The sequence below is a fragment of the Natrinema sp. DC36 genome, assembly GCF_020405225.1.
GTDB lineage: Archaea > Halobacteriota > Halobacteria > Halobacteriales > Natrialbaceae > Natrinema.
In genome coordinates this window covers 249,115-272,279 of the sequence record NZ_CP084474.1, presented here as the reverse complement: position 1 = coordinate 272,279, position 23,165 = coordinate 249,115, and the positions used below count along the sequence as shown (strand labels likewise).

Below are 23,165 nucleotides of genomic sequence, written 5' to 3'. Positions count from 1 at the left end.
CAACATCGGGGTAGGGTTGGATGCTGATTGGATCGTGTCACGCGGTGGGACACGCGACAATGAATAGTACTAGTCCTGGCCCATATTAACTTCGCTCCGATTCCAAGCACGTTGGAATCGTCCTACTGACCCATTGAAATCTCACTCACGTTCTCCGTTCGGCTGCTGATACTCCTCCGCGGCTTCAGGATAACATCGCCGATCGTCTTGGTGCTAGATACCTTCTATAGAATGGGGAAGAAGATGATGAGAGAGAATGGAAATCTACGACGTTCTATATCCAAGGATTAGTCGACCAATAGAACTAATAACCATTGGATATTATATTGGGCCGGCGAAGGAAGAGGAGAATCGATAGCGACTGAATCCTCTTCGAGACATCACTGATCCTTCGCTATCGCTTGGCTACATAGGGATACAGGGCAACTGCCCTCCGGCCAGCGTTTCTCGGGATACAATCTACTGCGGAGGCGGTCCTATCCTCAATATTCTATACAGACGTCAGGTCGCCATACTATGTCGTCCCCTACAAGCTCACCACCTCTACGAGCGGCTCAGACCGGCAACGACGGAGACGGTGGTAACTACTCCAGTGAGTGTGACGAAAAGGTGATGGTCACCCCTCAATTGAATAGACATCTTGACCAGGACCTATGAAGCGATTGTAAATGAGATTCAATTACTGAACAACCGAAAGATAATCTTACTTACCGTCGAAGGGCCTGATCACCGCCTAAGCCGATTCATGGAATTAGCGTCAAATCAAAAAGTAAAACGACTGAACGACCTGGCCAAGTCGCAGTTTGACGACTCAAGTCTCAAGGTTGAACGAGTTCCAGTCCAATACGATAACGGCTGGAAGATTGCGTAGGACGAGGTTGAGGATTGATTCTGTTACTGTCTCGTTGAGTTTTGCGCTTGTTCGCAGTTGCACCTCATCTGATTCCGGATTTTTAGATTCTCTCCTCACATAGATAAATCGATACGACATTCATCGTCATATTATAGTCAAAGTAAATTGAAAGTCGTTCACGATAGCACAAGTGTCGTTAACAAATTGGTAATAATACATAAGATTTACTGACAATAACATGCAATGATAGATAGCCATCGGAAATTGCAATCGGATGATAGTGAAGGTGGGACAACGCGACGTTCGTACGTTCAACTACTTGGTGCCCTCGGGATTGGCAGCGCCACCACCGGTGCTGCGATGAGTTCTCAGAGTACCAATGTTGCTGCAGCACAAAATCAGGGGTCGGGCAACGGAATAACCGTCAGCGACTCAGGGACGACTATCGACGATAGTACAAACCACATAGACTTCGGGGCGTCACTCTCGGCAAGCGAATCCAGCGAGGATACCGTCGAAATCCAGGAAAAGACAAACCCATACACCGTCAATGTTCGAACCGATCTTGGAGTCCAGCCCGAGCAGGACGACCTGTGGGGCGCGATCAAGGACCACTACACCTCGCGTCCACCTACGGAACGGAACCACCGCTACGAGATTCCCGCCGGGACGTGGTACGTCGAGACCGATAACATCCACTTCGACGCCCACGAGTTTCTGAGCATCGTTGGCGATCCGTACGCGACGCTCAAGGTCACTGATCAAGACGTCGACCGGCTGATGACTGTCGGACGGATCGACGATTCGCTCCCCCATGCGCAGAGTACGGTGATGAAGAATCTCGAGGTCGACATCCGCGGCGACTACGACGCCGGCATCTGTCGCTGGTACACCTATACGTACGGGCTGATCCAGAACGTCTCCATGCGCGGTCGACGTGACAGGCGTAACCCCAACTTCGGCGGCGATCGACACACGATCATGGTCGACGGCCGGCGGGTCACAACGACGAACATCATCAGGGGCTGCCACCTCAACAACGGCGACACCCACTACGATCGGGATACCCACGTCGGGCACGCGATTCCGTTCAGTTCGGAGATCTACAACCGTGGTACAAACATCTGGGACGGCTGCCAGGTGAGTGGCTACGTCGACAACGGGTTCTATGTGTCAAACAACTCTGGTCGGAATATCCTTCGTGGTTGCCACGCCCGCGACTGCTCCGGTGCGGGGTTCCGTATCGGCGCTAACGATTACATCGAGGACTGCCGCATTACGATGACCGAGCAGCCAGGATACCCCTGGTCCGGTCTCTGGCTCCAGTCCGGCGGTGGCCAGATGGTCAAAGGGCTTACCATCCGAAACGAGGTCGAAAAGAACACCGAGATAATTCGCCTAACACAGGATGGGCCGGCACACCTGACGGACGTCCACATCACCGACAAAGGGGGTGACGGGCGCGCAATTCGCGTTGCCGATAACGATGAGGCACAGACGGTGTTCGAAGGCTGTACGATCACCGATCACTCGAGCCCGAGTATCTCCGATTACGCGGTCTACATTAGTTCGTCGAACGTCGTCTTCAGAGACTGTGAGTACGATCTCAACTCTCAGACGGAGCAGGACCGCCACGGCTTCTTCGTCAGCAGACGGGGCACTAATGTAGATCAGCTTCGCATGCATAACACGCAGATTGAACCGGATGGTGCAAGTCTCCGATTCGGCGAGAGTGGCCGGGCTCACAACATCGAGAGTTCGAACTTCGACGGACTCGTGATGAGCGACCCCGGGACCACGCTCGAGGACGTGCTGTGGGTCGGCAACCGCCACCGCGGGACGACGGCCTTCCGAGGCGAACGGTCACAGTGGCAGGGTGACTTCAACTTCGGGTTCGATATCTAGCTGTGCGCTGAACAGCGGTCGGCACGCCAGTATCGGTTGATAAAAGTGAGGCAACTGGCTGTCGACCACTTGGAATCGAGTAGCGACTCGTATGCGAGCTCCAATTTAACACGCTCCCGATCGCCCTGATAGCCAGCGAACGACAATCGCTAGCCCCGGATCGGGTGTGTACCGGACTCGAAACTGGCCACTGCTGGCGCGTTGATCGTCATGGTCTGGGAGCTCTCACTCGAGTCCTCGAAGACGTTCTTCCTGTCCGGTACAGACGCTTTGACGATCGCATCAGGGAAGCCTGCGGAGTCGAGAATCGTCGTCGCCTGAAGTTGTCGACGATGACCAGGAGAGTCACATTCTTCGACTTTCACTGAGATATCGAACCAGATACTATGACAACTTCAGGGTTACTCAGTTGATGTTCAATTACTCTTTAAGTGTTATTTCTGGCTTATCATCAAAATCGATGATGACCATATAGTCATTGTATGGAAACTCAACTCGTCCCGATCGTTCTGTTTCATCCATTTTCGGTCTAAAGAGCCTGTTAAGTACATCTGGGTTGATCACATCGTATAACGTTTGGAGTTCTTCTGGATCTGTTTGTTCTCTTTTTGCAACCGTTTCAATTATTCTAGTGCAAAGACCATTGCTTTTCATCCCATTCCGTGTCATCGGCTAGAATATGGCGCTGAAATAGATAAATTCTGGGGGAGAGTTTCTTATAGTTATTGTAATTGGATAAGGGCAACCGCCATGGTTATACTTGAAGAACACCATTAATTATCATGGTTTCCGTCGAAAAGGTGCTGGATTTGCTTCATAATACACGTCGTCGATACACGTTGTATTATCTGAAGGAGCAATCAGAGGCGGTTCACGTTGATGATGTAGCGAAGGCGGTCGCAGAAATGGAAGTGGATCCAGCCACAACTGAGGTGTCTGATAAGAAAATAGAGCAAATTGAGTTGTCGTTGTATCACAACCACCTGCAAAAAGTGGATTCGACTGAGTTCATCAGCTATAATGCAGATGAGGAAACGATACAGCTAACCGACTCACCAACCAAATTCGACAGTATCCTTACTGTCGCAAAGGTGTTGGAAAACTCGAAATAAGATGCTTTGCGTTATTTTATAGGATACTGTATAATCGCTGCGTCGCCGGTCTTGAGTGGCGATGAACCAGTCAACGAGCAACCGACCTTCGATTACTTTTATTGGCCGGTAACAGTGCTGTTACCCCTCTACGTGGCCAATAGAGTTAATCATAACAGACTCCAGACAGTGATGACGAGAGAGGATTCAGTTGACGACTCAACACTGAACCACTCCGAGACAAACCCTCGTCACAACTGAGATTGGATTGCGTTCCGACGTCAAGTCAATAGCCAAATTGACAGACCATCAATCTCAGACCCGCCCCCGGCGACAGATCACCTATAGGGGATGGGCTCAAATGTTGGTCACTGGTCAGCGTTTCTGCGACGCCTGAGTTTGTATACTGAGCCGCGGCCAACATCGGCGATGTCTCTCACCGATCGACAAGAAGACCTCCTGATCGCCGTCGCACTGACCGAGTTCTCAGTCCACTATGAACGCGCCGATCCCGAACTCTCACGAGAAGCCCGGCAGCTCGCAGCGAGCCGCCTCGTCGATCACGACGTCGAGCCTGCTAAGGCCGTCGATGCACTTGAGATAGAATAAGTGTCACTCGATTTTTGTGAATGGCCCTTTCGAGAAGCTTCAGGGAACCCGGAGATCCGAGGGAAACGGCCACCGCCGGGTGGCTAGGACAATGTCAAACGAACCCATGATGAATTACTCAAGGACGACTAACACGAATCGTCTGCCCATTGCTTTATTGCAGCCCCTCTCGAATTGAAAAGCGTCCGTGAGGGCAGTAGGTGGTGGCTTCGAAACCTCACGGACTGTTAAAAAGAGAGTAGCGGATGGTATAAACGTGACCAAACGGAGAAAACGTTTTCAGGCTATTCGCTAACAGGTCACACTATTTTGATACGAGTGATAGAGATGAGACAGCCAAAAGGCAGCGAACTTCCTTTGCAATCATTTGGTGGTAACATCGTTGTTACCAACTTATCTGGCCAATAGAGTTATTCGAAAACGGACTCGAGATGATGATGACGAGGGGGAATGGGTTCAATTGTTGCCAACAGAATCCGTCCGACACGAGACATACAGCCCTTCGTCTTCCGAGATCGAATCACGTTTCGACGTGAAGTCAATAGCCATATTGTCAAACCCGATTTCGGACCCAGCCAAGTCGATACCCATTGACATTGGATGGGGGCTCAACGCTGGCCTCTGGCCGGCGTTTCTGAAACACAATATGGTTTTATGCCTACTCGAACAGTGATCCTATATCATGTTCTCTAGTCAGCAGCGTGATAATCTCTTGATCGCCGTTGCATTAGCCGAGTTTTCATACCGCCATCAGAAGGAGAGTCCCCGACTAGCTGCGAGATCGTGGCAACTCGCGGTTAGCCGTCTTGCGAAGTACGATATTGATCCCTACGAAGCAGTCGATGCGCTTAGGGCTCACGACAGACGAAAGGTCACTGCCGACCCCGATATCGAGCTTCTGAGACGGTAGACACAACAATTTCCGGGTATATTCTGGCTTTTATCATGGAAGCCGCGGCCAACGGTAGTGATGCCTCTGGACGATCGTCGCAAAGACCTCCTGGTCGCCGTCGCACTGACCGAGTTCTCAGTCCACTACGAACGCGCCGATCCCGAGCACGCGTGGCAGCTGGCAGCCGATCGCCTCGTCGATCACGACGTCGAACCGCGAGAGGCTGTCGACGCACTCGAGATCGGATAACTATCGCTCGGCATTTGATTGCCTCGAGAAAACCTCAAAAGGCCGCCCGGATGGGCGCAGGGGGATGGCCGCCGGGCGGTATGGAAACAACATCGGGGTGGGGTTGGATGCTGATTGGATGTCCATGTCGCGTGGGGAACGCGACAGTGAATATGTTCGTCCCAGCCTATATCAAACCTCGCTCCAATTCCGAGCACGTTGGAATCGTCCTGCTGGCCCTTTGAAATTCCGGACCTCCAGTTCTAATTCTTCAATCGCCTGTTCAACTTCCGATTCCGAATATGAGTGTTGTCCTGTGTCAACCATAGATATCGTGTTCGTCAGTCTGCCAGCGCCGAGTGGCCCATCGAGTCCTCGAGCGTCATCTAGTCTGGTTTCTCTCCGAGTGTCACTACGTCGTGATCAAACCGTTGTACAGCATCCGGTTTGGGTTTCAGTAACGGCGCGAGAACGTTGAGCCAGTCGTCGATCCACGGTCCAACCGCTCCCATGAGTGCGACCCGGTCTAACGGCTGTCCGAACGCGCTGATCAACTCGGGGTCGCCGAGATCATAGCCGAGTTCCTCGAGTGCATCGAACAGGACGCCGTCGACGGTCGTTGTATTGATCGATACCGACTCGTTCTCGTAGCCCGGCTTCGTCGCATCGATTTCGGGAACGTACCAGGGAGCGATCGCGACCGTCCACTTGCGCCCATCGACGCGCTGGAGGATATCGAAGGCCGCCAGCCGGTCGATGTGCTTGCCGTAGGTTACACCGGAACAGCCGACACGCTCGAGAATATCTGAGCGACCAATCGGCTCGTCGGCGGCGAGCACCGCTTTCAGGATCTTGCCCGGCGTCGGTGCGGAGAGTGACGGGAGCAGACGGTCGCCCGGCAACGCTGCAAGCGCGTGTCCCACGTCGGCGATCGTTAACATCGCCCGGTCGTTTCGAACGCGTCAGCGCCGTCAGCGCGTCCACAACGTCAAACGGCGATCCGATGTAGGCTTCGAACAGTCGGACCGTCCGGCGCATGGCCTTGGACTCTCGGCCCGGGCAGAGGTTCTTTTTCTCGAAAACCGTCTCGACAGCGTGACGCATCGACGAGTAATCGGAGACGCCGGTCACCGGAACCTCGAGTTCCACGGGATCGTAGTCGGTGCGGTCGTCGAGTCGGTGTTTGACTGCATTATAGACGACCCGAATGATCGGAAAGCAATTCACGAAGTCATGGATATCTTGGTCAACCAGTCGGCCGACTGCAGCCGCATAAAATATCCGAGTAAGAACACCATCCGTAATCGGGGACTGTTCCTGCCCTTCGAGGATTTCACCCACAATCTCCTCTGTGAGGTCTTCGACCGTCACGAGTCCCTCCGTCGTCCCGAACTCGTCGATGATCACCGCCATTTGCGTTCGCGACGTCTGCATCTCCGAGAAGTTCGTCGACGGACTTACTCTCAGGGACATACTGGGGTGGGTCAAGAAGTTTGAGGTCGCCAACGAACGTCTCTCCGGGCGTGTCACGCTGTTGTGCCCGGGCGAGTTCGTGTATGTCTGCAGTTCCGACGATGTTGTCGAGCGTTTCTGCGTAGACGGGGAGTCGCCTGTGGCCGCTTTCGAGACACTTGGTGATCGCATCGTGGAGCGTCTCCATCTTCTCGATTCCAGTGATGTCCAACCGTGGAGTCATGACCTCTTTGGCGATCGTGTTTCAGAAGCGGAAGATACGCTGAAACGGCTTTGTTGAATCGCTATAAGGCGGTGGATTTCACTATTTGATGGCACATTCGGAACCAATCCCTGAGACACTCGCCCTGTTTCATCAGCGGTTAAAGCGGATTTCGTCTCGCCCGCCTATACTCGAGATACCGTCCTAAAGTGTCACTGACTGTCGTTACGATTCTAAGAGTTCGGTCGCAGTCACGACCTTGACATCCTGTCCGTCGATATATTTAAGAACGCGTTCGAATGCCTGTTCGTTCATCCCATCTTCACCGCCGATGTAATCGAACTGTAACACTGCAAGTTGACCGTACTGTGCGGCATAATCGATATACGTTCTCGTCTCATCCCCAGCACTTCCGGAGAAGAAGCCAATGTTATGTGGATCCGTGAGCGGTAACCCATTTGGATTCCCACCGAATCGGAAGGCCTGTTTGTGGCGTTTCTTGACAAGATCACGAGCAGTTGGACTGAGTATATTCTTTGGTGTGACGAAGTGTTGTGCACCGTCTTCGAAGCCACGGCTTTCGAGAAATGCCTTTGTCCGCTCGATCATTCCCTGTTGCTCTTCGGGAGAATACTCGTGGAGAAATTGCGCACCAGTTCGCGGTCTGGCTGCCATATCCCAACCTGCGTCATTCATCTCTGTAAGTCGATCTATCGTAAGTCTACCGTCTCGGCCGATGGCTTCAGGCATGACTGCTTCGACACCCGCATAGCCGTAGGATTTCATCTGCTTGAACGCGTGTGCATAGTGTTCGTTGAGGGTCCCATCGAACAAGAGCATAACTTTTCCCGTCTCCGGACGGTTGACAGTTCGGAGGTCGTCGACTTGGCAGTTGATCGAACCGGACATATTACCACGGCGGCGAGCGGTCACCCGAATCTGCCGGACGTCCTCTAAATCGGGTTGTGTTTCAATCCGATCGGTACCAAAGTCGACGCGTACCCACCGATCGGCCGGCCCGACGAGCGTCCGATGTAACACGTGCACGTTACGTGAGTTCGGTGCGAACAGTTCAATCGTGAGTCGGAGCTGCTGACGTCCGGTAAATTTCACTGCGAGAGAGAGGTTTTTCCCGCTCAGATCCTGTCCGTCAAATATTTTGTAGATCGCTGCATATTCCGTGTCCTCGTTCGCTGTGAGGTGTGCCGACTGCGAGCCGCCATACGGATCATCTGTCCCAGCCTTGAGCGTACCAGCGTTGATCATTGCGTTCCATTCGTCGAGAGTCTCAAAGTTCTCGATCGATTCCCCGGGAAGCTTCGATAGTCCGTCAGTGCTATCAGATTTAGTAGAGTCTTCGTTCGACGTATTACCGTTTCCCCGCCACTCTCGCAGTTGTGAGAGACAGCCAGAGAGGCTAAGTGTTCCAGCCGCTGCAACGGTCGTTACGAACGATCGTCGATTTTGATCTGTCATCAACTGCATTGATAACCTGTTGACTCTTCCTTATCAATCTGTTAATCGAGGTTGTTCATCTCGACCAGTCGTACCTTCCAGTAGCGAGAAGTTCGTTAGTTGCTGTTGATGAGGAGGAATAAGGCATTGCTAAATTCAGTAAGAACCGCAGGAAAGAGGCGAGATAGAGAGGGTACTGCTGGCGGTATCAATATGGATCACAGTATTGACACGCTGTAGGCCGGTCAGTTTTCGGAGACCTAGTTTGCCTTCACCGAATGGCTGGATGGATCCGAGCACGTCTGCGTGTATTGTGACTAACCGTTCCAATTTTCGACAACTTTTACTGATCGTTGGGAAGCACGTAGCTGGCATGGTTGAGGTTACGCGCGTCACCGCCGACCAATATGTTAAGCTTTAGAAGGTTGGTACACCGTTTTTGAAGATACGAGAATGAGTCCAATTGTAGCGATGTTAACGGTATTAATGATCATGGTAGCCGTTACCATGTGTTTCGTGATAGGATGGGTCATTTCGGGCGGGTATTTGCCCGACTGATGTCTTCGGATCGTTGACTATCCCCGTATTCGTCCAGAAAGATGATTGAGCGTTCAACATAGGTCATAGACTTACTGCTTAGTGTTGTGCAGATATATCCCCGCTGTTCTGGAATCGCAAGCGTCAACACAACAGTCGAATCATCGAACTGCTCGAATACCAAACGCGGAAACTGATACGCCGCCAATTACGACCGGCATCCAGTAGATTGCACCGGGAAGAGAACGTCCATCATACATAGTCCCATAACAGAACTCGAGAACACATCGCTAATGGCTTTGCATCCTTGCAGTAAGCGGAGGTGTCTTTCTGTCCTAACTCCGTAGTGAACTAACCCCACCCTACCGCTCGCCTTTCGGCTCGCGCTTGAGGGTGGGGCTTCCTGTTTCCACGACGTGCTTTGCAGATACAGACGTATCCACAGGGAGCACAGTCTCCACAGACGTTGATTCGGAGCGTCCCGCTCCTAACCGCTTTTTGACACTGCGAGAAAGAATATTCCACGCTGCGTTCGCGTCTCTATCTGCTTTGAACCCACACACCGGGCAGGAGTGTTCGCGGATCCACAACGGCTTCTCCGTCGAAACCCCGCAGGACGCACACTCCTTGGTCGTTCCACGCGGATTCACAGCGACGAAGTGCGTCCCTCTCGCTTGCATTTGTATTCGAGCATCCGAAGGAACGTTCCCCACGCTGCTCCAGCACGATTCCGAGAGTTGCTGTCGAGTTCGACCAGACCTTTCGTGTCAAGGTCTTCGACCGCCACAAGGTCGTACTCACGGGCGTAGTAGTTCGACAACTTGTGGAGGAAGTCACGACGCGTCTGCTTGAGGTCAGCGTGACGTTCGGCCACGACCTTCCGCTGTTCCTCCCAATTTGCAGACCCGTGTTCTTTCCGCGAGAGGTCGCGTTGGACGCGTTCCAACCGCTCGCGTTCGTCGGACAGGTCGAGCAATTCGACGGCAGTCCCATCGGTATCGTGAGTGTACTTGAGAATCCCTACGTCGATGCCGACGCACCGCTCGGGATTCTCGGGCTTCGTGGGTGGGCCGTCCTGGGTTTCGACGCCGAGGATGGCGTACTACTTCCCGGTGGGTTCGCGTTTGACTGTGATGGTCTTTATCTCGGCCTCGTCGGGGAGGTCACGGTGGAAGGTGATGGGGATTTCTCCGAGTTTCGAGAGCCACAGTCGGATTCGGCCACTCGTGTTCTTGAGCTGGAAGCCGGATTGACTGTAGGTGAAACTTCGGTACTCGTCCGGTGCTTTCCACTTGAGGTCCCACGCGGTAGCCGTTGTCTTTGCGACCCCGGAGCGTCGAGAGATTGTCGTACAACCGCTGAACGACTTTCTGAAGAACCCTCGAGTGAACGCTTTTCAGGCCGTTCCACCACTTCTTGAGACTCGGCAAGAGTTTCTGTTCGCTGTATGCCGAGGTGTTGTCGGTTCCGGCTGAGTCGATGAAGGAAGTGGTTGTAGACCTGCCTACAGGTATCGACGGTCCACGCTAACCGCTCTGCGAGGGCGTCGGACGGTCGGAGTCGATACCTATAGTTGTAGTTCACGAGCGTTCTTCGATGAGTTCGTCAAGTTTCTCTTGGACGAACGAGGACAGACTCAAGTGGTTCTCCTGAATCCACTCCTCTTGGTCGTCGCGGATAGAGATTGTCTTGCGCGTTGCCACTCCATAATTTATGCAAACTGCGTGCTAAACAGTTACGATTGGGTTGGCCTGTGGGCCGAGCGTCGAACGTGTTTGAGAATCGTGTGGGCGCTGTATCCCCTCGCTTCGCTCGTTCGTTGAGGAAGAGGCCTTAGCGCCCCAATTCAGGTAAATCGTTCGTGCTTACCGGCCGGACGACTTCAAACGTTACCGTCAGGCGACACTGAGTGTCATTATTGACAGAAATACGTGAAAGAGAAGAGCTCATTAGCCAGTAGTGTGAGTGTCAGAACATGGCATCGTGGAAACGGGATTTTGCAAGTGGGATCGTCGTCCTCGGTCCCATTATTATCACGCTCTACGTTATCTATTGGCTCTATGGAATGGTCGCCGGTCTGATACCGGGGCTAATTCTTAACGCCGACATACTCGAGCCGCTCATTTCGGGCTCAAGCGCGTCGGCTGAGCAAATACGCGAGCAAATGGCCCAATTTCTCCGCGTAATCACCGCACTGACTGTATTTGCCATCCTGACGTTTTCGGTCGGGTATCTTATGCGGACGACTATCGGTGGGCTGGTCGAACGACTCGTCGACAACCTGGCGAATCAAGTGCCTGTGATCCGACTCATATACAACGCCTCGAAGATGGCCGCTGAGACGGCCTTCGGCGAGCAGGAATCGCTCCAGAAGCCAGTCAAGATCGAGACCTGGGAAGGGTTACGGATGACGGCCTTCAAGACCGGCAAAGTGACTGACGACGGCCGCGAGATGCTCTTCTTGCCCACCTCGCCGAACATCACGACGGGCTACGTTGTCGAAATCAAACCCAGCGAGATCACCGAGCTTGATGAGAACGTCGAAAACGCGCTGACGCGCGTTCTCAGCGGTGGGTTTGGTGACGCAAACCATCGCAGTATAGATGCCGACATCTCCATCGACGAGACGAAGTCGAGCAGGACCGACGACTAACAGCAGAAGTACGCTTCTCTTGGATCAGAGCGCGATGTGCGCCATATTGATCATTGTTCCGCTCGCTTAACAGTCTCATAGCCGTCTCCGTATGATGTTCATGGGTGCGCCTACATACCTGTTGATCTGAAACCCGACACCTTCGACGTTTGAAAGCTCCCGTACACTCCAGTGAGGGAGAGGACTACGATAAGGGCCCCGGCAATACCGTTGATCCTGATGACCAGTTCTCGAGTAACGCCGAGGACATGCGGTGCTACCGCGATCCAAATTCCAAGTAGGGTAGTAAGCCCCGCGACGATGATGCTTGGGGACTGTCGTTCGCTGACTAGATAAGCCTGCAACGATGCAAGGAACGCAACCACTGCGCCGACAAGAACATTCTGGATTCCCATAAAATTGGTAATCGTGAAAATAGCCGTCGATACCATGATGAACGTGCCGAGCACTGCTGCCAGCCCGGTTGTCCGTTCAACGAGTACTAATGAATTGTCCGCAGATCGTGCCTGACTCATATGTGAATGTATGTGCACTTCGTATTTCATAGTGGCGGACAGATATCTCTTGAGTGATCATGTCGAGACATACGTTCATACTCCTGTCCCATCCAGAGTATCCGGGTAAGTTTGCCAACCCACTGACCTACGCTGCACAGCTCGATGATGCCGGCCACGATGCCGAAGTGTACTTCGATGGGGAAGCGACGTACTGGTTCGACGATCTCGAGGAGCGGCCCCAACCCGCGCTGGATGCCTACGCCCGTGCGAAAGAACGTGACCTCATCGCGGGGGTCTGCGATCACTGTGCTTCGTTTAAGGGCGTTGTAGAAGCCGTCGAGAGCGAGGGATTCGAGATCGAAGGTACCGACCACGCACCTGACGTGGCAGAGTTAGTCGACGAGGGGTACGAAATTCACACGGTGTAGTAGTACTCCCCATTGCGCTTCTGTTTTCGGTCGAGCTGACTACCCGGTTTGTTGACCCGAGGCCGGCCGGTTTGCTCGTCGCGGCGGAACGTCACGTCCAGCGAGGAGAGGAAATCGTTCATCCCTTCGCGCATGGGTTGTGGCGCGGTTGCCTCCCCGTACGTCCCGGACTCGCCGTCGAAAACGACCAGTCGATCCGACACGCGATTGATCAGGAAGAGGTCGTGGTCGATCACGAGCAGTGGCCGGTCGCGTTGGCGGGCGAACCGACGGAGCTGGTCGGCAACAGCTACGCGGCGGTCGACGTCGAGAAACGCCGACGGCTCGTCCAGAAGGTAGATGTCGGCCTCGCGGGCGAGACACAGTGCCACCGCGACCCGCTGGAGTTCGCCGCCGGAGAGCTCCGAAAGCGGGCGATCGAACAGCGTCTCGAGGTCGAACGGCTTTGCGATCCGCGTCTCGAACGCCTGCGAACTGACGTCGGTAACCCGCACGAACCGTTCTCGAACCGTCTCGTCGTCCGGAACGATGTACTGCGGTTTGTACGAGACGGTCGCGTGGTCGGGGACGGTCCCATCGTCGGGTTCGATGCCTCCCGCGAGTAGTTTCGCGAACGTCGTCTTTCCGAGGGCGTTCGCCCCGACGATCCCGATCGATTCGCCCTTGTGGACGGCGCCGGCCTCGACGGTCAGCGAGAACTCCTCGAAGCTGACCTCGAGGTCCGGATACTCGAGGACTGCCTTCGTCTCGGGGACCGACCGCTCCCGTGGCCCCGGGAATGTGATCGACTTATCTCTGATCCGGACGTTTTCCTGTCGAAGCTGTCCCTTGAGGAACTGGTTGATACCCTCGCGGGATCCGAGACGTTGGGCAACGACACCGAAATCTCCCGGTTCCCCGTAGGCGACGTGGATCCCGTCGGCGAGAAGGTCGAGGGTCGCCAGGTCGTGTTCGACGACTACCGCCGCGGCCCCTGCCTCAGTGATCCGGTCGCGGATCGTTTGGGCGACGCTCAGTCGTCGTTCGACGTCCAGGAACGACGAAGGTTCGTCGAACAGGTAAAGGTCAGCGTCGGTCGCCAGCGTGGTCGCGATCGCGAGGCGCTGGTGTTCACCGCCCGAGAGATCGCCAATCGCCCGGTCGAGAAGCGGCGTCAGGTCGAGTTCGTCTACGAGGTCGTTCACCCTGTCTCGGGAACTGTTCGCTCCGTTCGAGTACGCGGCCAGCCTTGTTCGGACCGTCTCGTCTGCAGTCGCCTCGTCTACGGGTGCCTCGACTCGCTGGTGTTTGGTCGCTGTCTTCACGTCTTCGCTGCGGAGTCGCTCGAGGTGTGTTTGAAGTGTCGTACCGCGAAACGTGTCGATCGCGCGGTCCCAGTCGGGGTCGTCCTCGCGCCCAAAGTTTGGGATCGTTTCTCCAGCAAGGATCCGTAACGCCGTACTCTTCCCGATCCCGTTGCGTCCGAGCAGGCCGATCACGGTTCCGTCCTCGGGCATCGGAAGTTCGTAGAGTCGGAACCCGTTATCGCCGTACTGGTGAACGAGCTGGCCGGTTTCGGCGGGGAGCGGCACGATCCGAATCGCGTCGTTGGGGATTTTCTTTTCGATGAGCTTGTGTTCGCGCATTACGACGTCATCGTCGATGTGTAACTCCCCGTCGTCGGTGACGTGAAACCCCTCGCGCCCCGAGCGATTGAGTGGGTCGTATTTGACCGCGATGTCTCTGATCTCGTCGGTCACTTCGTCCTGATCGATGACCGCGACGTACGCTTGCTCCTGGATGTCGGTCGGATTCGTCATGGTGTGGATGGAAATCTCGTCTCTGTGTGCTGGCGTATACTGGGTGGTGTTCCGTGCGACCGACGGGGCGAACCGTGGTGCCTTGCCATCGACCCATTTCGCCCGCTCGAAGGAGAGCTATGCCGACTCCTGTTGTGCCAGCACGATGAGTGCGGTACTCGGCTCGAGGGCGTGCGGTGCAATGTCTTGGTCGCCGTCAAAACGGGCGATGTCGCCTGCGGTAATGTCGTAGGTGTCGCCGGCGAGTTCCAGTTTGATCTCGCCCTCAAGTAGGTGGAAGACGATGTCGCGACCCGGGTGTGAGTGGGGTTTGACCGCCTCGTCTGGAGCGAGTTTCAGCCGGATCGTTTTCGGCTCCTCGGTGGGGAAGACGTTCGCGTGTGGTGTGGCCTCCAGTTCTGAGAGGGATCGAATTGTGGGCATACGTGACTTACCTCGTAGCCGAGTACGAGTGTCGTCCCGACGGGATCGTCAGTACAGGTCACCGTCTCGGCGTCCGAACACGAACGACTACGGGTTCGACTCTCAAAAGTGGGCTGTCGAACACGTTTGTTCCTTGAATTATGCTGATGTCGACGTATCGTTCGACGATCGACTCATCGCAGCGGTACCGAGACCGATCCGCCCTTGTGCGTTCGGCTGGACGGTGACATACCAGTATGTCCGAAAACGACTACGGATTCGAAACTCTCGTCACTCGATTCGACGAGGACGGTTCCGGCGCGGCGGAGACCGGGGACGTCGTCGCACCGATCCATCTCACAACCACGCACGAGATGGATCAGCCGGGGGGTCTCCGATCACGGGTACAAGTACACGCGATTTGGAAACCCGACTCGAGACGTCCTCGAGAGCCGACTTGCGAAACTTGCCGGCGCGGAGCATGCGACTGCCTGTGCGTCCGGAACCGCAGCGATAGCGACAACGTGTCTCGCAGTCCTCGAGCCCGGCGATCACGTCGTCGCGTTCGACGGCATATATGGTGGGACGCGGCTCCTCTTCGAGGATCTCGTCGTAGATTCAATCGGAGCGACCGTCGAGTACGTGGACGCGACGGATACTGAAGCGGTCGCCGACGCCATTGCCGACGACACTGCGCTCGTCTGGATGGAGTCGCCGACGAATCCGCTGCTGCGGCTCTGTGATCTCGCCGCGATCGGTGAACTTGCTGCAGCTGTGGACGCCTCCTTTGTCGTCGACAATACGTTTTCGACGCCGTACCTCCAGCGACCGCTCGAGTTCGGTGCCGATGTCGTCGTTCATAGCACGACGAAGTACATTAACGGCCACAGTGACTCGATGGGCGGCGTCGTCCTCACGAACGACGATGTGATCGAAAGCGAGATCGATCACGTCCGGGCGTACGATCTCGGCGGAACACTGTCGCCGTTTGACTGTTATCTCACGCTCCGTGGGCTACGGACGCTTCCGCTTCGGATGGACCGACACGAGGCGAACGCATACCACATCGCCGAGTTCCTGTCCGATCACCCGGCCGTCCGTCGCGTCCGCTATCCCGGACACGAGGCACATCCACAACACGCCCTCGCCGAGGCGCAGATGGACGGGTTCGGTGGGATCGTCTCGTTCGAACTCGACGCTTCGGGAGCCGAAACGCGAGCTGTCCTCGAGGAGCTCGAGGTGTTCACCCTCGCCGTGAGCCTCGGCGGCACCGAATCGCTCGTCGACCATCCGGCGACGATGTCGGCGTCGTATCTTTCCCAAGCGGAGCGCGAGGCGGCCGGGATTTCAGAGTCGTTGGTTCGCATTCCCGTTGGGATCGAAAGGAGTGACGATCTCGTTGCCAATCTGCTGTAGCGCCACGGGTCTTCGGTGCGACGAACGAAGCAGAGCTACGAGTCAGTGATCGCGATGCCGACCCAGTCGTCAATCCTGATAATCTTGAGTTCGTGGTCCGCCGGTTTCTCGCCGATCGTCACGTCGCGCACGGTGTCGCGGATCATCTTTCGACATGCTCGTTCGATCTCGGACGCTGTGATCGCGTGATCAGGTTCGCGAGCGATCCGTACTCGCAGTTCGATGCTCCCACTGTCGGGTAGTGATGTCACCGCGTTCGCACATAGACTTTCGATCGCCTTGAGTTCCTCTCCGCTGACATCCGATATACAATGCTTGACTCGGACGACGCGTTCAATGTCGTTGATCCGACGGATTGCATCCAACGGCAGTTCGTAGTTCGAATCGATCAGGATGGTCCCTAGCGTGCCGTCGGAAGCGGATGAGGGGACGATCGATACCTCAGTGAACAGGTCCCCGTAGTACTTCTCGAGCGTCGAATCGACGTACGACTCGGTTCCTGGCTTCGTTTCGATGAGGTACGTGTCGATATTCGGTGTGGAACTGCTCATAGTGGAATTCGTACGAAGACCTCGATAGCGTTGTTTTCGATCGCGTTTCCACGACCTGTACGTGGAATGCAATCTTCCAAACGCTCTCAAGTTACACAGCTGTTTTCCTAATGGAAGAGCCACGTTCGTACGGAACCGCATTAGGAAGAAGCGGTCGCCGTGGGCAGTCAGTTCGAGTTCCCAGTGCCATCTCGTCTCTCACGGTCCGTACAGACCCCCTCGGGAACCGGACGATTCCCGAGATGTTCAGTCGGGTGCGCCATCTCGACACCAGAGCACGGTCACTGGACGACCGCTCCCGACCGACGAGGCTCACTCTTATGTGATTCACAGACGATTACCGAACAATGGCAAGTGGCCTCGAGTATCCGTGGTGGCTCCGAATCACGCACTGGTTTAACTTCTTCTTCATCATTCTGTTATTCCGAAGCGGTTATGAGATTCTCATGAGCCACCCTAAACTCTACTGGAGCGACGACGCGGAACCGAGCGATGCGTGGCTTCGAGTCGGCGATGAGGAGCGGGACACTGACTTCGACAAGGAGATCATCGACGGCGAAGACCTCTGGGCGGCCGAGGACGAGATCGATCCGCCGTCGGCGCTCATCTCGTTGCCCGGTCGCGACGCCATCGGGATGGGCCGCCATTGGCACTTCTGGGGGGCGATCGGGTGGACCGTCTGCGGTGTTCTCTACGTCGGAGCGCTACTCATCTCGGGCGAGTGGACGCGATTCGTACCGACGTCGTTCGAAATTTTCCCACAGGCGTGGAATGCGCTTATATCGTACGCACAACTTCAGGTCCCCCACGCTGCGGGATACAACGCCCTCCAACAGCTCACGTATTTTAGCGTCATCTTCATCCTGTCGCCAGTAATGATCATCACCGGTCTCCTCCAGGCGCCGGCGTTCCGCGCGCACTGGCCGGAGTGGTTCGGGTGGAACCGACAACTCAACCGGAGCATTCACTTCATTGGCTTCATCGCATTCAACGTCTTTCTGTTCGTCCACGTCGCCCTCGTCGCGGCCCACGGATTCTGGTCCGAGATGGGGAAGATCGTTCTCGGGAGCGCAAATGCGTCTACTGATTTGACGATCGCACTCACCGTGTTGGGCGTCGCAATCGTCTTCGGGTTTGCCGCTCTCGCTACGTGGATCTCCCTGAAACGACCGTATTTCACTCAGAACCTCCTCGAAATCGGCGTTGACCCGCTGTTGAAAGGGCTGTTCCACCACGTCTCGTTCTACGACGGCGACGATCGGCCCGAGGAGTCGGACTTCGCTCGAGTCAACGGCAAGCCGCCGCGAAACGACGAGTACCGCGCCCACTTCGAGAGCAACTTCGAGGACTGGACGATCACGGTCGACGGCCTCGTCGAAAACGAACTCGAACTGACCAACGACGAGATACGTGAGATGGACAAACAAGAACACGTCACCCGCCACGACTGTATCCAGGGTTGGACGTATTATGCGAAGTGGGGTGGCATCCCACTGTCGGCCATCATGGACCGGTGTGAGCCCCACGAGGACGCGGAGTGGCTCGTCTTCTGGACGCTCGACGAGAAGTGGGAGTATTCCGAGGACGGCCCCTTCGAAGAGAAGGGGGTGGAGGACGACATTCCAGAGTTCTATTACGAGGCCATCCGGATGGACAAGGCCCAGGAGCCGCGTTCGATCCTCGCCTACGAGATGAACGATGGCGATCTCCCCGTGGCCCACGGTGCCCCCTACCGGCTCCGTATCGAGAGTCAGCTCGGCTACAAGATGTCCAAGTGGGTCACTCGCATCGAGTTCGTCGAAGACTTCGACGATATCGGCAAGGGTTACGGCGGGTGGCGTGACGATGTCCTCCACTACTACCCCAGCAGCGCCGACATCTGAAACGACGATGCTGTCTCTGCTTTCGCGACGGCATCGGGCGATCTAAGCGTTCGATGACCACCGACCAAGACCCTGACGAACTTGGTGAGTTGCCAGTTGGCAGTGCCGGCCGCGCTGGCAACGTACTCAAGTTTCTCGAGTATTGGGATCCGCTCTACTTCGCGCTGGTCATGGCGACCGGAATCGTCTCCATCGGTGCGTCCCTCACTGGATTCGAGCGGATCGGCAAGTTGCTGTTCGTGGTCAACATTGTCGCGTACGTCGGTATCGGTGTCCTCACGGTGGCACGGATCGGCCGCGCCCTCGGATCGACGCTTCACGACCTCGTCTCGCCGGACCGGGCAGTGGGGTCGTTCACTGCCGTCGCAGCGACCTGCATCCTCGGGAGTCAATTCGTCGTCTTCGAACAGTCGATTCTGGCCGCGACGGCGTTACTGGTGTTCGCCGGCGGTCTCTGGTTCGTTCTCACGTACACCGTGTTCGTGGGATTGACGATCCGGGACGTCGACGATCCCATCGAAGAGACGCTCGACGGCGGCTGGTTTCTCGCCGTGGTCGCAACACAGTCCGTGGCCGTGCTCACCGCGTTACTCGCTCCACAATATCCGTCGGTGCTCGAGAGCGTCGGCCTAGTGGCACTCGTCCTGTACCTGATCGGCGGTGGATTCTACCTGGTGTTGTTCACACTGGTGTTCTACCGGATGACGTTTTTCGCGTTTCGACCATCGTCCGCGACGCCGCCGTACTGGATCAACATGGGTGCCGTCGCAATCACAACGCTGGCGGGCGCGTTGCTCCTCCAACTCGGACCGTCGTGGCCGTTCATCACCGAGATACGCCCGTTCCTCCTCGGGTTCACGTTCTTCTTCTGGGCGACGGCCACGTGGTGGATCCCATTGCTCGTCGCGCTCGGCGTCTGGCGGCACACCGTCGGCGGAATCGCACTGCCCCATCGCCCAGAGGGGTACGGCCCGCGATACTGGGGGATGGTCTTCCCGCTGGGGATGTACACAGTGAGTACATCCCGCCTCGCGAGCGGAGTGGGGATCGGAATACTTCACGTCGTTCCGCGAGTGTTCGTGTTTATCGCATTCGGAGCGTGGGCAGTCGTGAGCGTTGGGTTGGTCCGCCGCACGGTGCAGTGGACGCAGACGCACCTCGGATAAGACCGTCGTGCATCGGCTGTATCGGATTACCCCTTACCGTTCGCGCGATTCCATAGTACCACCTATTACGTTCCGGAGAACGTACGGCATCCCTCTCCAGATCTGGAGTACACAAACTCCGGACTGTTTTTGGACGAGCGACCGGTGGATTCGAGTACTCATATGGCCGATTCGAAGTACCACCTCGAAACTCTAGCTACCCGGTTCGATCGGGCCGGCACCAGTGTCGGCGACACCGGTGATGTCGTCCCACCGATTCACCTCTCAACCACGCACGAGATGCACAGTCTTGGGGAACCGGAGCACGGATATAAGTACAGTCGGTTCGGTAATCCCACACGTGATATCCTCGAGGAGAAATTCACCGAACTCTGCGGTGCCGAACGCGCTATCGCCTGTTCCTCTGGGACCGCTGCGATTGCAGCGACCTGCCTGTCGGTCGTCGAAGCGGGCGACCACGTGGTCGCCTTCGACGGCATCTACGGTGGCACGCGTTTACTCTTCGAGGACCTGCTCGTCAATTCGCTGGGCGCCACCGTCGAGTATGTCGACGCGACCGACGTGGACACCGTTGACGCGGCAATCACCGACGAAACTGCCTTGGTGTGGATGGAGTCGCCGACGAACCCGTTGCTCCGGCTCTGTGATCTCGCCGCCGTGGGTGAGATTGCGACGGCGGCAGACGCGACGTACGTCGTCGATAATACGTTCGCGACGCCGTACTACCAGCGGCCGCTCAAACGGGGAGCCGACGTCGTCGTTCACAGTACGACGAAGTACCTGAACGGACACAGCGATTCGATGGGTGGGGCCGTTCTCACCGACGACCATTCCCTGGCCGATGCCGTGGAACACACCCAGTCCTACGATCTGGGTGGCACACTTGCTCCGTTTGATTCGTATCTCACCCTCCGAGGTCTCCGGACGTTTCCGCTCTGAATGGACCGTCACGAGGTAAACGCCGGCGAACTCGCGCGGTATCTAGACGACCATCCGTCGGTACCTCACGTCAACTATCCCGGATTGGGCCACCACCCACAACACGACCTCGCTCGCGAGCAGATGGACGGATTCGGTGGCATCGTCTCGTTCGAACTCGACGCAACCGCTGCGGAAACGCGGGCTGTGTTTGAAGTGCTTGACGTATTCACGCTGGCAGGGAGTCTCGGTGGGACCGAATCGCTCGTTGACCACCCTGCCACGATGTCTGCGTCCTACCTCGCGGACGCCGAACGGGAAACCGCCGGAATCTCGGATTCACTCGTCCGGATCGCCGTCGGCGTCGAGCACTCAGACGATCTACTCACCGACCTCGATCAAGCCCTCGAGCATCTGTGAGTCAGTTCCTGAGGGCAATAACCGTGAGTAGAAACCGGGAATCGTTCTGCTTGCAGCTGAAAACTACGCTGCTTTGACCGCCTCGATCAGTTCGTCGTAGTCGGGTTCGTTCGTCGGATCATCGGCGACCCAGTCATAGGTGATCGTTCCGTCCTCGTCGACGACGAACACCGCCCGATTCGCGACGCCGTAGAGCCCTAGCGGTTCGATGTCGATCTCGAGGTCGTATGCCCGGATAGCGTCGCCGGCCATGTCGCTTACGAGGTCGAATTCGACTCGGTGTTCCTCGCGGAACGCACCCTGAGAGAACGGTGAATCGGCGCTTACGCCGAAGACGGTTGCGCCAGCCTCCTCGAACTCGTCGATTCGCTCCTGGAGTGCGACCATCTCATTCGTACACGGTGGTGTGAATGCCCCTGGGAAGAAGGCGAGAATGACTAGATCTGTACCGACGTGATCCTCGAAGTTGAACGGTTCGTGGCCGCTCGTGCCGAGCGTTGCAGTAAACCTCGGTGCGGAATCTCCTTGGGAAGCCATCGAGATTCGCTTCGAGGCGTCGGTTGAAAAGTATCTACCCGAATATACTCTATACGAGTTCCTCCTAGGTTGTACATCTGATGCTAGCATGGTGACCGAAAAAGTAGTTTTCTGGTGGTGAGCGTTAGGCCGTCTGGCGGGGTTCAGTTTGGCTTGATTCGTTTCCGCGCTCGAACGACTTGACGATCCGTTCTTCGGCGCGGTGCAGGATCTCCGAACACGTCGATTTCGCCATATCCAGTGACGCCGCGAGTTCCTCCTGCGTACACTGTCGTGGAGAGTCATAGTATCCCCGTCTCAGGGCAGCTTCGATCAGTCGTTGCTGCTTATCGGTCAGGATTCGGTCGAACTCGGGTTTTGCATGGATATGCTCGACGACGTATCCGACCTCCGACTCATCTAGCGCCGACCCAAGCGTCGATAACCTGTTTCGAGTTGTGGTCAGCTCCCAATCGACCTGGCCGTTCTGGATCTCGAAGGGCATCTCCACCGGGACGCCCGCTCTGTCGAGAACGTCCAGCAGAATCGGTTTGTCCGCCTCGATCTGAAGGAGGGCCCGGTTCGGCTCTTGATGGAACACCTCAACAGTGTGGACAGGGTCGAACGACCGGATCGACTCGATGATCTCCGTTGGCTTCTCCGCCAGTAACTCGACGAATCCAACGCCGAGACCGTCCGCAGACTGGGCAGATCGGACACGAAACGTCGCTACCGGATGGTCTCGTGAGACGGTACCAATCCAGGTTCGCTTCGGGATCGTCAGGGTCAGTGAAGCACACACCATTTTAGGTGAACCTAAACACGGCCGACTATTAAAGGCGTCTCCGAACACGTACGGGTGGCCGTGCGGCCAAACGTGGTTGGTACAAAGTATCTCCCGGGGGATTCCGCTGAACGAACGCTACTAACGCCAGATCACAGTAACGACCTGCCCGTCGCCTTCGATTGTCTCGTACGTGAAGCCCCGGTCGTCCAGTTGCGGATAGAGGTGTTGGGGTGCGCGGTCGTTCCGCTGGACGAGTACCACCTCGTCGTCGAGGTCAGCAAGCCGTTCGAGCGTGTTCTTCAGTGGTTGTGGTGGCGGTAGTTCTCTGGCATCGAGAGTTTCGACCGGTCGGTCAGTGGGTGCTCCGACTTCCTCGACGTATGAGTCAATTTCTGCCATATCTCCTGGTCGGGGCGAGACGGACAAACACATTCACCCGAATCTGTTCAAGGCGATAGATAGACGATGAATGATCACGTCTTGG

At 56.1% G+C, this 23,165-nt stretch carries 21 protein-coding genes and 2 pseudogenes; 10 read left to right on the top strand and 13 right to left on the bottom strand.

Features of this window, described 5'->3' with window-relative positions; translation table 11 throughout:
• Positions 1–1,213 precede the first annotated feature (1,213 nt).
• A complete protein-coding gene (locus LDH74_RS23980) occupies positions 1,214–2,758 on the top strand; it encodes a right-handed parallel beta-helix repeat-containing protein (protein WP_226042967.1) in 1,545 nt (514 codons plus the stop codon).
• 420 nt (positions 2,759–3,178) lie between these two features.
• Here LDH74_RS23980 and LDH74_RS23975 read toward each other — a convergent pair whose 3' ends face one another.
• On the bottom strand, positions 3,179–3,427 hold the full coding sequence (locus LDH74_RS23975; protein WP_226042966.1) for a HalOD1 output domain-containing protein: 249 nt from the start codon (positions 3,425–3,427) through the stop codon (positions 3,179–3,181).
• A 113-nt stretch (positions 3,428–3,540) separates the two neighbouring features.
• Between LDH74_RS23975 and LDH74_RS23970 the strand changes: the two genes are divergently transcribed.
• The 3 genes from LDH74_RS23970 to LDH74_RS23960 all read left to right on the top strand — a co-directional run bounded on the left by LDH74_RS23970 (position 3,541) and on the right by LDH74_RS23960 (position 5,599).
• A complete protein-coding gene (locus tag LDH74_RS23970) occupies positions 3,541–3,870 on the top strand; it encodes a hypothetical protein (protein WP_226042965.1) in 330 nt (109 codons plus the stop codon).
• Between the two features lie 408 nt (positions 3,871–4,278).
• On the top strand, positions 4,279–4,458 hold the full coding sequence (locus LDH74_RS23965) for a hypothetical protein (protein WP_226042964.1): 180 nt from the start codon (positions 4,279–4,281) through the stop codon (positions 4,456–4,458).
• Positions 4,459–5,428: 970 nt separating this feature from the next.
• Complete coding sequence (locus tag LDH74_RS23960; protein WP_226042963.1) at positions 5,429–5,599, top strand: hypothetical protein; 171 nt, start codon at positions 5,429–5,431, stop codon at positions 5,597–5,599.
• Between the two features lie 365 nt (positions 5,600–5,964).
• On the opposite strand, the gene LDH74_RS23955 is transcribed toward LDH74_RS23960, so the two are convergent.
• The 5 genes and pseudogenes from LDH74_RS23955 to LDH74_RS26585 all read right to left on the bottom strand — a co-directional run bounded on the left by LDH74_RS23955 (position 5,965) and on the right by LDH74_RS26585 (position 10,948).
• On the bottom strand, positions 5,965–6,519 hold the full coding sequence (locus LDH74_RS23955) for a hypothetical protein (protein ID WP_226042962.1): 555 nt from the start codon (positions 6,517–6,519) through the stop codon (positions 5,965–5,967).
• Between the two features lie 392 nt (positions 6,520–6,911).
• Positions 6,912–7,238 carry a hypothetical protein gene (locus tag LDH74_RS23950; RefSeq protein WP_345778577.1) on the bottom strand — a complete coding sequence of 109 codons (327 nt, stop codon included), beginning with the start codon at positions 7,236–7,238 and terminating at the stop codon, positions 6,912–6,914.
• A gap of 240 nt (positions 7,239–7,478) precedes the next feature.
• A complete protein-coding gene (locus LDH74_RS23945; protein WP_226042961.1) occupies positions 7,479–8,729 on the bottom strand; it encodes a hypothetical protein in 1,251 nt (416 codons plus the stop codon).
• A gap of 878 nt (positions 8,730–9,607) precedes the next feature.
• Positions 9,608–10,829 (bottom strand): annotated as a pseudogene (locus LDH74_RS23940) (transposase).
• Positions 10,826–10,948, bottom strand: a complete 123-nt coding sequence (locus tag LDH74_RS26585; protein WP_255594979.1) for a hypothetical protein — start codon at positions 10,946–10,948, stop codon at positions 10,826–10,828. Before LDH74_RS26585 ends, LDH74_RS23940 begins: the two are co-directional and overlap by 4 nt.
• Positions 10,949–11,220: 272 nt before the next feature.
• Here LDH74_RS26585 and LDH74_RS23935 point away from each other — a divergent pair, with 272 nt between their 5' ends.
• Positions 11,221–11,898, top strand: coding sequence for a DUF502 domain-containing protein (locus tag LDH74_RS23935; protein WP_226042960.1), 678 nt, complete (start codon positions 11,221–11,223; stop codon positions 11,896–11,898).
• A 110-nt stretch (positions 11,899–12,008) separates the two neighbouring features.
• On the opposite strand, the gene LDH74_RS23930 is transcribed toward LDH74_RS23935, so the two are convergent.
• Positions 12,009–12,413 (bottom strand): hypothetical protein, encoded by a 405-nt coding sequence (locus LDH74_RS23930; protein ID WP_226042959.1) that lies wholly within the window; start codon positions 12,411–12,413, stop codon positions 12,009–12,011.
• 59 nt (positions 12,414–12,472) lie between these two features.
• Between LDH74_RS23930 and LDH74_RS23925 the strand changes: the two genes are divergently transcribed.
• The gene (locus tag LDH74_RS23925) at positions 12,473–12,823 is read left to right on the top strand and encodes a hypothetical protein (RefSeq protein WP_226042958.1); all 351 of its coding nucleotides are present in this window, start codon (positions 12,473–12,475) and stop codon (positions 12,821–12,823) included.
• Here the strand turns inward: LDH74_RS23925 and LDH74_RS23920 are convergent.
• Together LDH74_RS23920 and LDH74_RS23915 are read right to left on the bottom strand one after the other, a co-directional pair.
• On the bottom strand, positions 12,811–14,622 hold the full coding sequence (locus LDH74_RS23920) for a ribosome biogenesis/translation initiation ATPase RLI (protein ID WP_226042957.1): 1,812 nt from the start codon (positions 14,620–14,622) through the stop codon (positions 12,811–12,813). The genes LDH74_RS23925 and LDH74_RS23920 overlap by 13 nt on opposite strands.
• Positions 14,623–14,739: 117 nt before the next feature.
• Entirely contained in the window at positions 14,740–15,045 is a 306-nt protein-coding gene (locus tag LDH74_RS23915) for a cupin domain-containing protein (protein WP_226042956.1), read from the bottom strand.
• A gap of 204 nt (positions 15,046–15,249) precedes the next feature.
• Between LDH74_RS23915 and LDH74_RS23910 the strand changes: the two genes are divergently transcribed.
• Entirely contained in the window at positions 15,250–16,440 is a 1,191-nt protein-coding gene (locus LDH74_RS23910) for an aminotransferase class I/II-fold pyridoxal phosphate-dependent enzyme (protein WP_226042955.1), read from the top strand.
• 35 nt (positions 16,441–16,475) lie between these two features.
• On the opposite strand, the gene LDH74_RS23905 is transcribed toward LDH74_RS23910, so the two are convergent.
• Positions 16,476–16,991 carry a hypothetical protein gene (locus tag LDH74_RS23905; RefSeq protein ID WP_226042954.1) on the bottom strand — a complete coding sequence of 172 codons (516 nt, stop codon included), beginning with the start codon at positions 16,989–16,991 and terminating at the stop codon, positions 16,476–16,478.
• Positions 16,992–17,338: 347 nt separating this feature from the next.
• Between LDH74_RS23905 and LDH74_RS23900 the strand changes: the two genes are divergently transcribed.
• The 3 genes and pseudogenes from LDH74_RS23900 (at position 17,339) to LDH74_RS23890 (ending at position 21,378) form a co-directional block, all read left to right on the top strand.
• Positions 17,339–18,874 (top strand): molybdopterin-dependent oxidoreductase, encoded by a 1,536-nt coding sequence (locus LDH74_RS23900; protein ID WP_226042953.1) that lies wholly within the window; start codon positions 17,339–17,341, stop codon positions 18,872–18,874.
• A 53-nt stretch (positions 18,875–18,927) separates the two neighbouring features.
• The gene (locus LDH74_RS23895) at positions 18,928–20,040 is read left to right on the top strand and encodes a tellurite resistance/C4-dicarboxylate transporter family protein (protein WP_226042952.1); all 1,113 of its coding nucleotides are present in this window, start codon (positions 18,928–18,930) and stop codon (positions 20,038–20,040) included.
• Positions 20,041–20,202: 162 nt separating this feature from the next.
• A pseudogene (locus LDH74_RS23890) lies at positions 20,203–21,378 on the top strand (PLP-dependent aspartate aminotransferase family protein).
• A gap of 63 nt (positions 21,379–21,441) precedes the next feature.
• Here LDH74_RS23890 and LDH74_RS23885 read toward each other — a convergent pair.
• From LDH74_RS23885 to LDH74_RS23875, 3 genes are all read right to left on the bottom strand, one after another.
• On the bottom strand, positions 21,442–21,915 hold the full coding sequence (locus LDH74_RS23885) for a redoxin domain-containing protein (RefSeq protein WP_226042951.1): 474 nt from the start codon (positions 21,913–21,915) through the stop codon (positions 21,442–21,444).
• Between the two features lie 124 nt (positions 21,916–22,039).
• Positions 22,040–22,699, bottom strand: a complete 660-nt coding sequence (locus tag LDH74_RS23880; protein WP_226042950.1) for a helix-turn-helix domain-containing protein — start codon at positions 22,697–22,699, stop codon at positions 22,040–22,042.
• A 120-nt stretch (positions 22,700–22,819) separates the two neighbouring features.
• The gene (locus LDH74_RS23875; RefSeq protein ID WP_226042949.1) at positions 22,820–23,080 is read right to left on the bottom strand and encodes a DUF2249 domain-containing protein; all 261 of its coding nucleotides are present in this window, start codon (positions 23,078–23,080) and stop codon (positions 22,820–22,822) included.
• Positions 23,081–23,165: the final 85 nt, after the last annotated feature.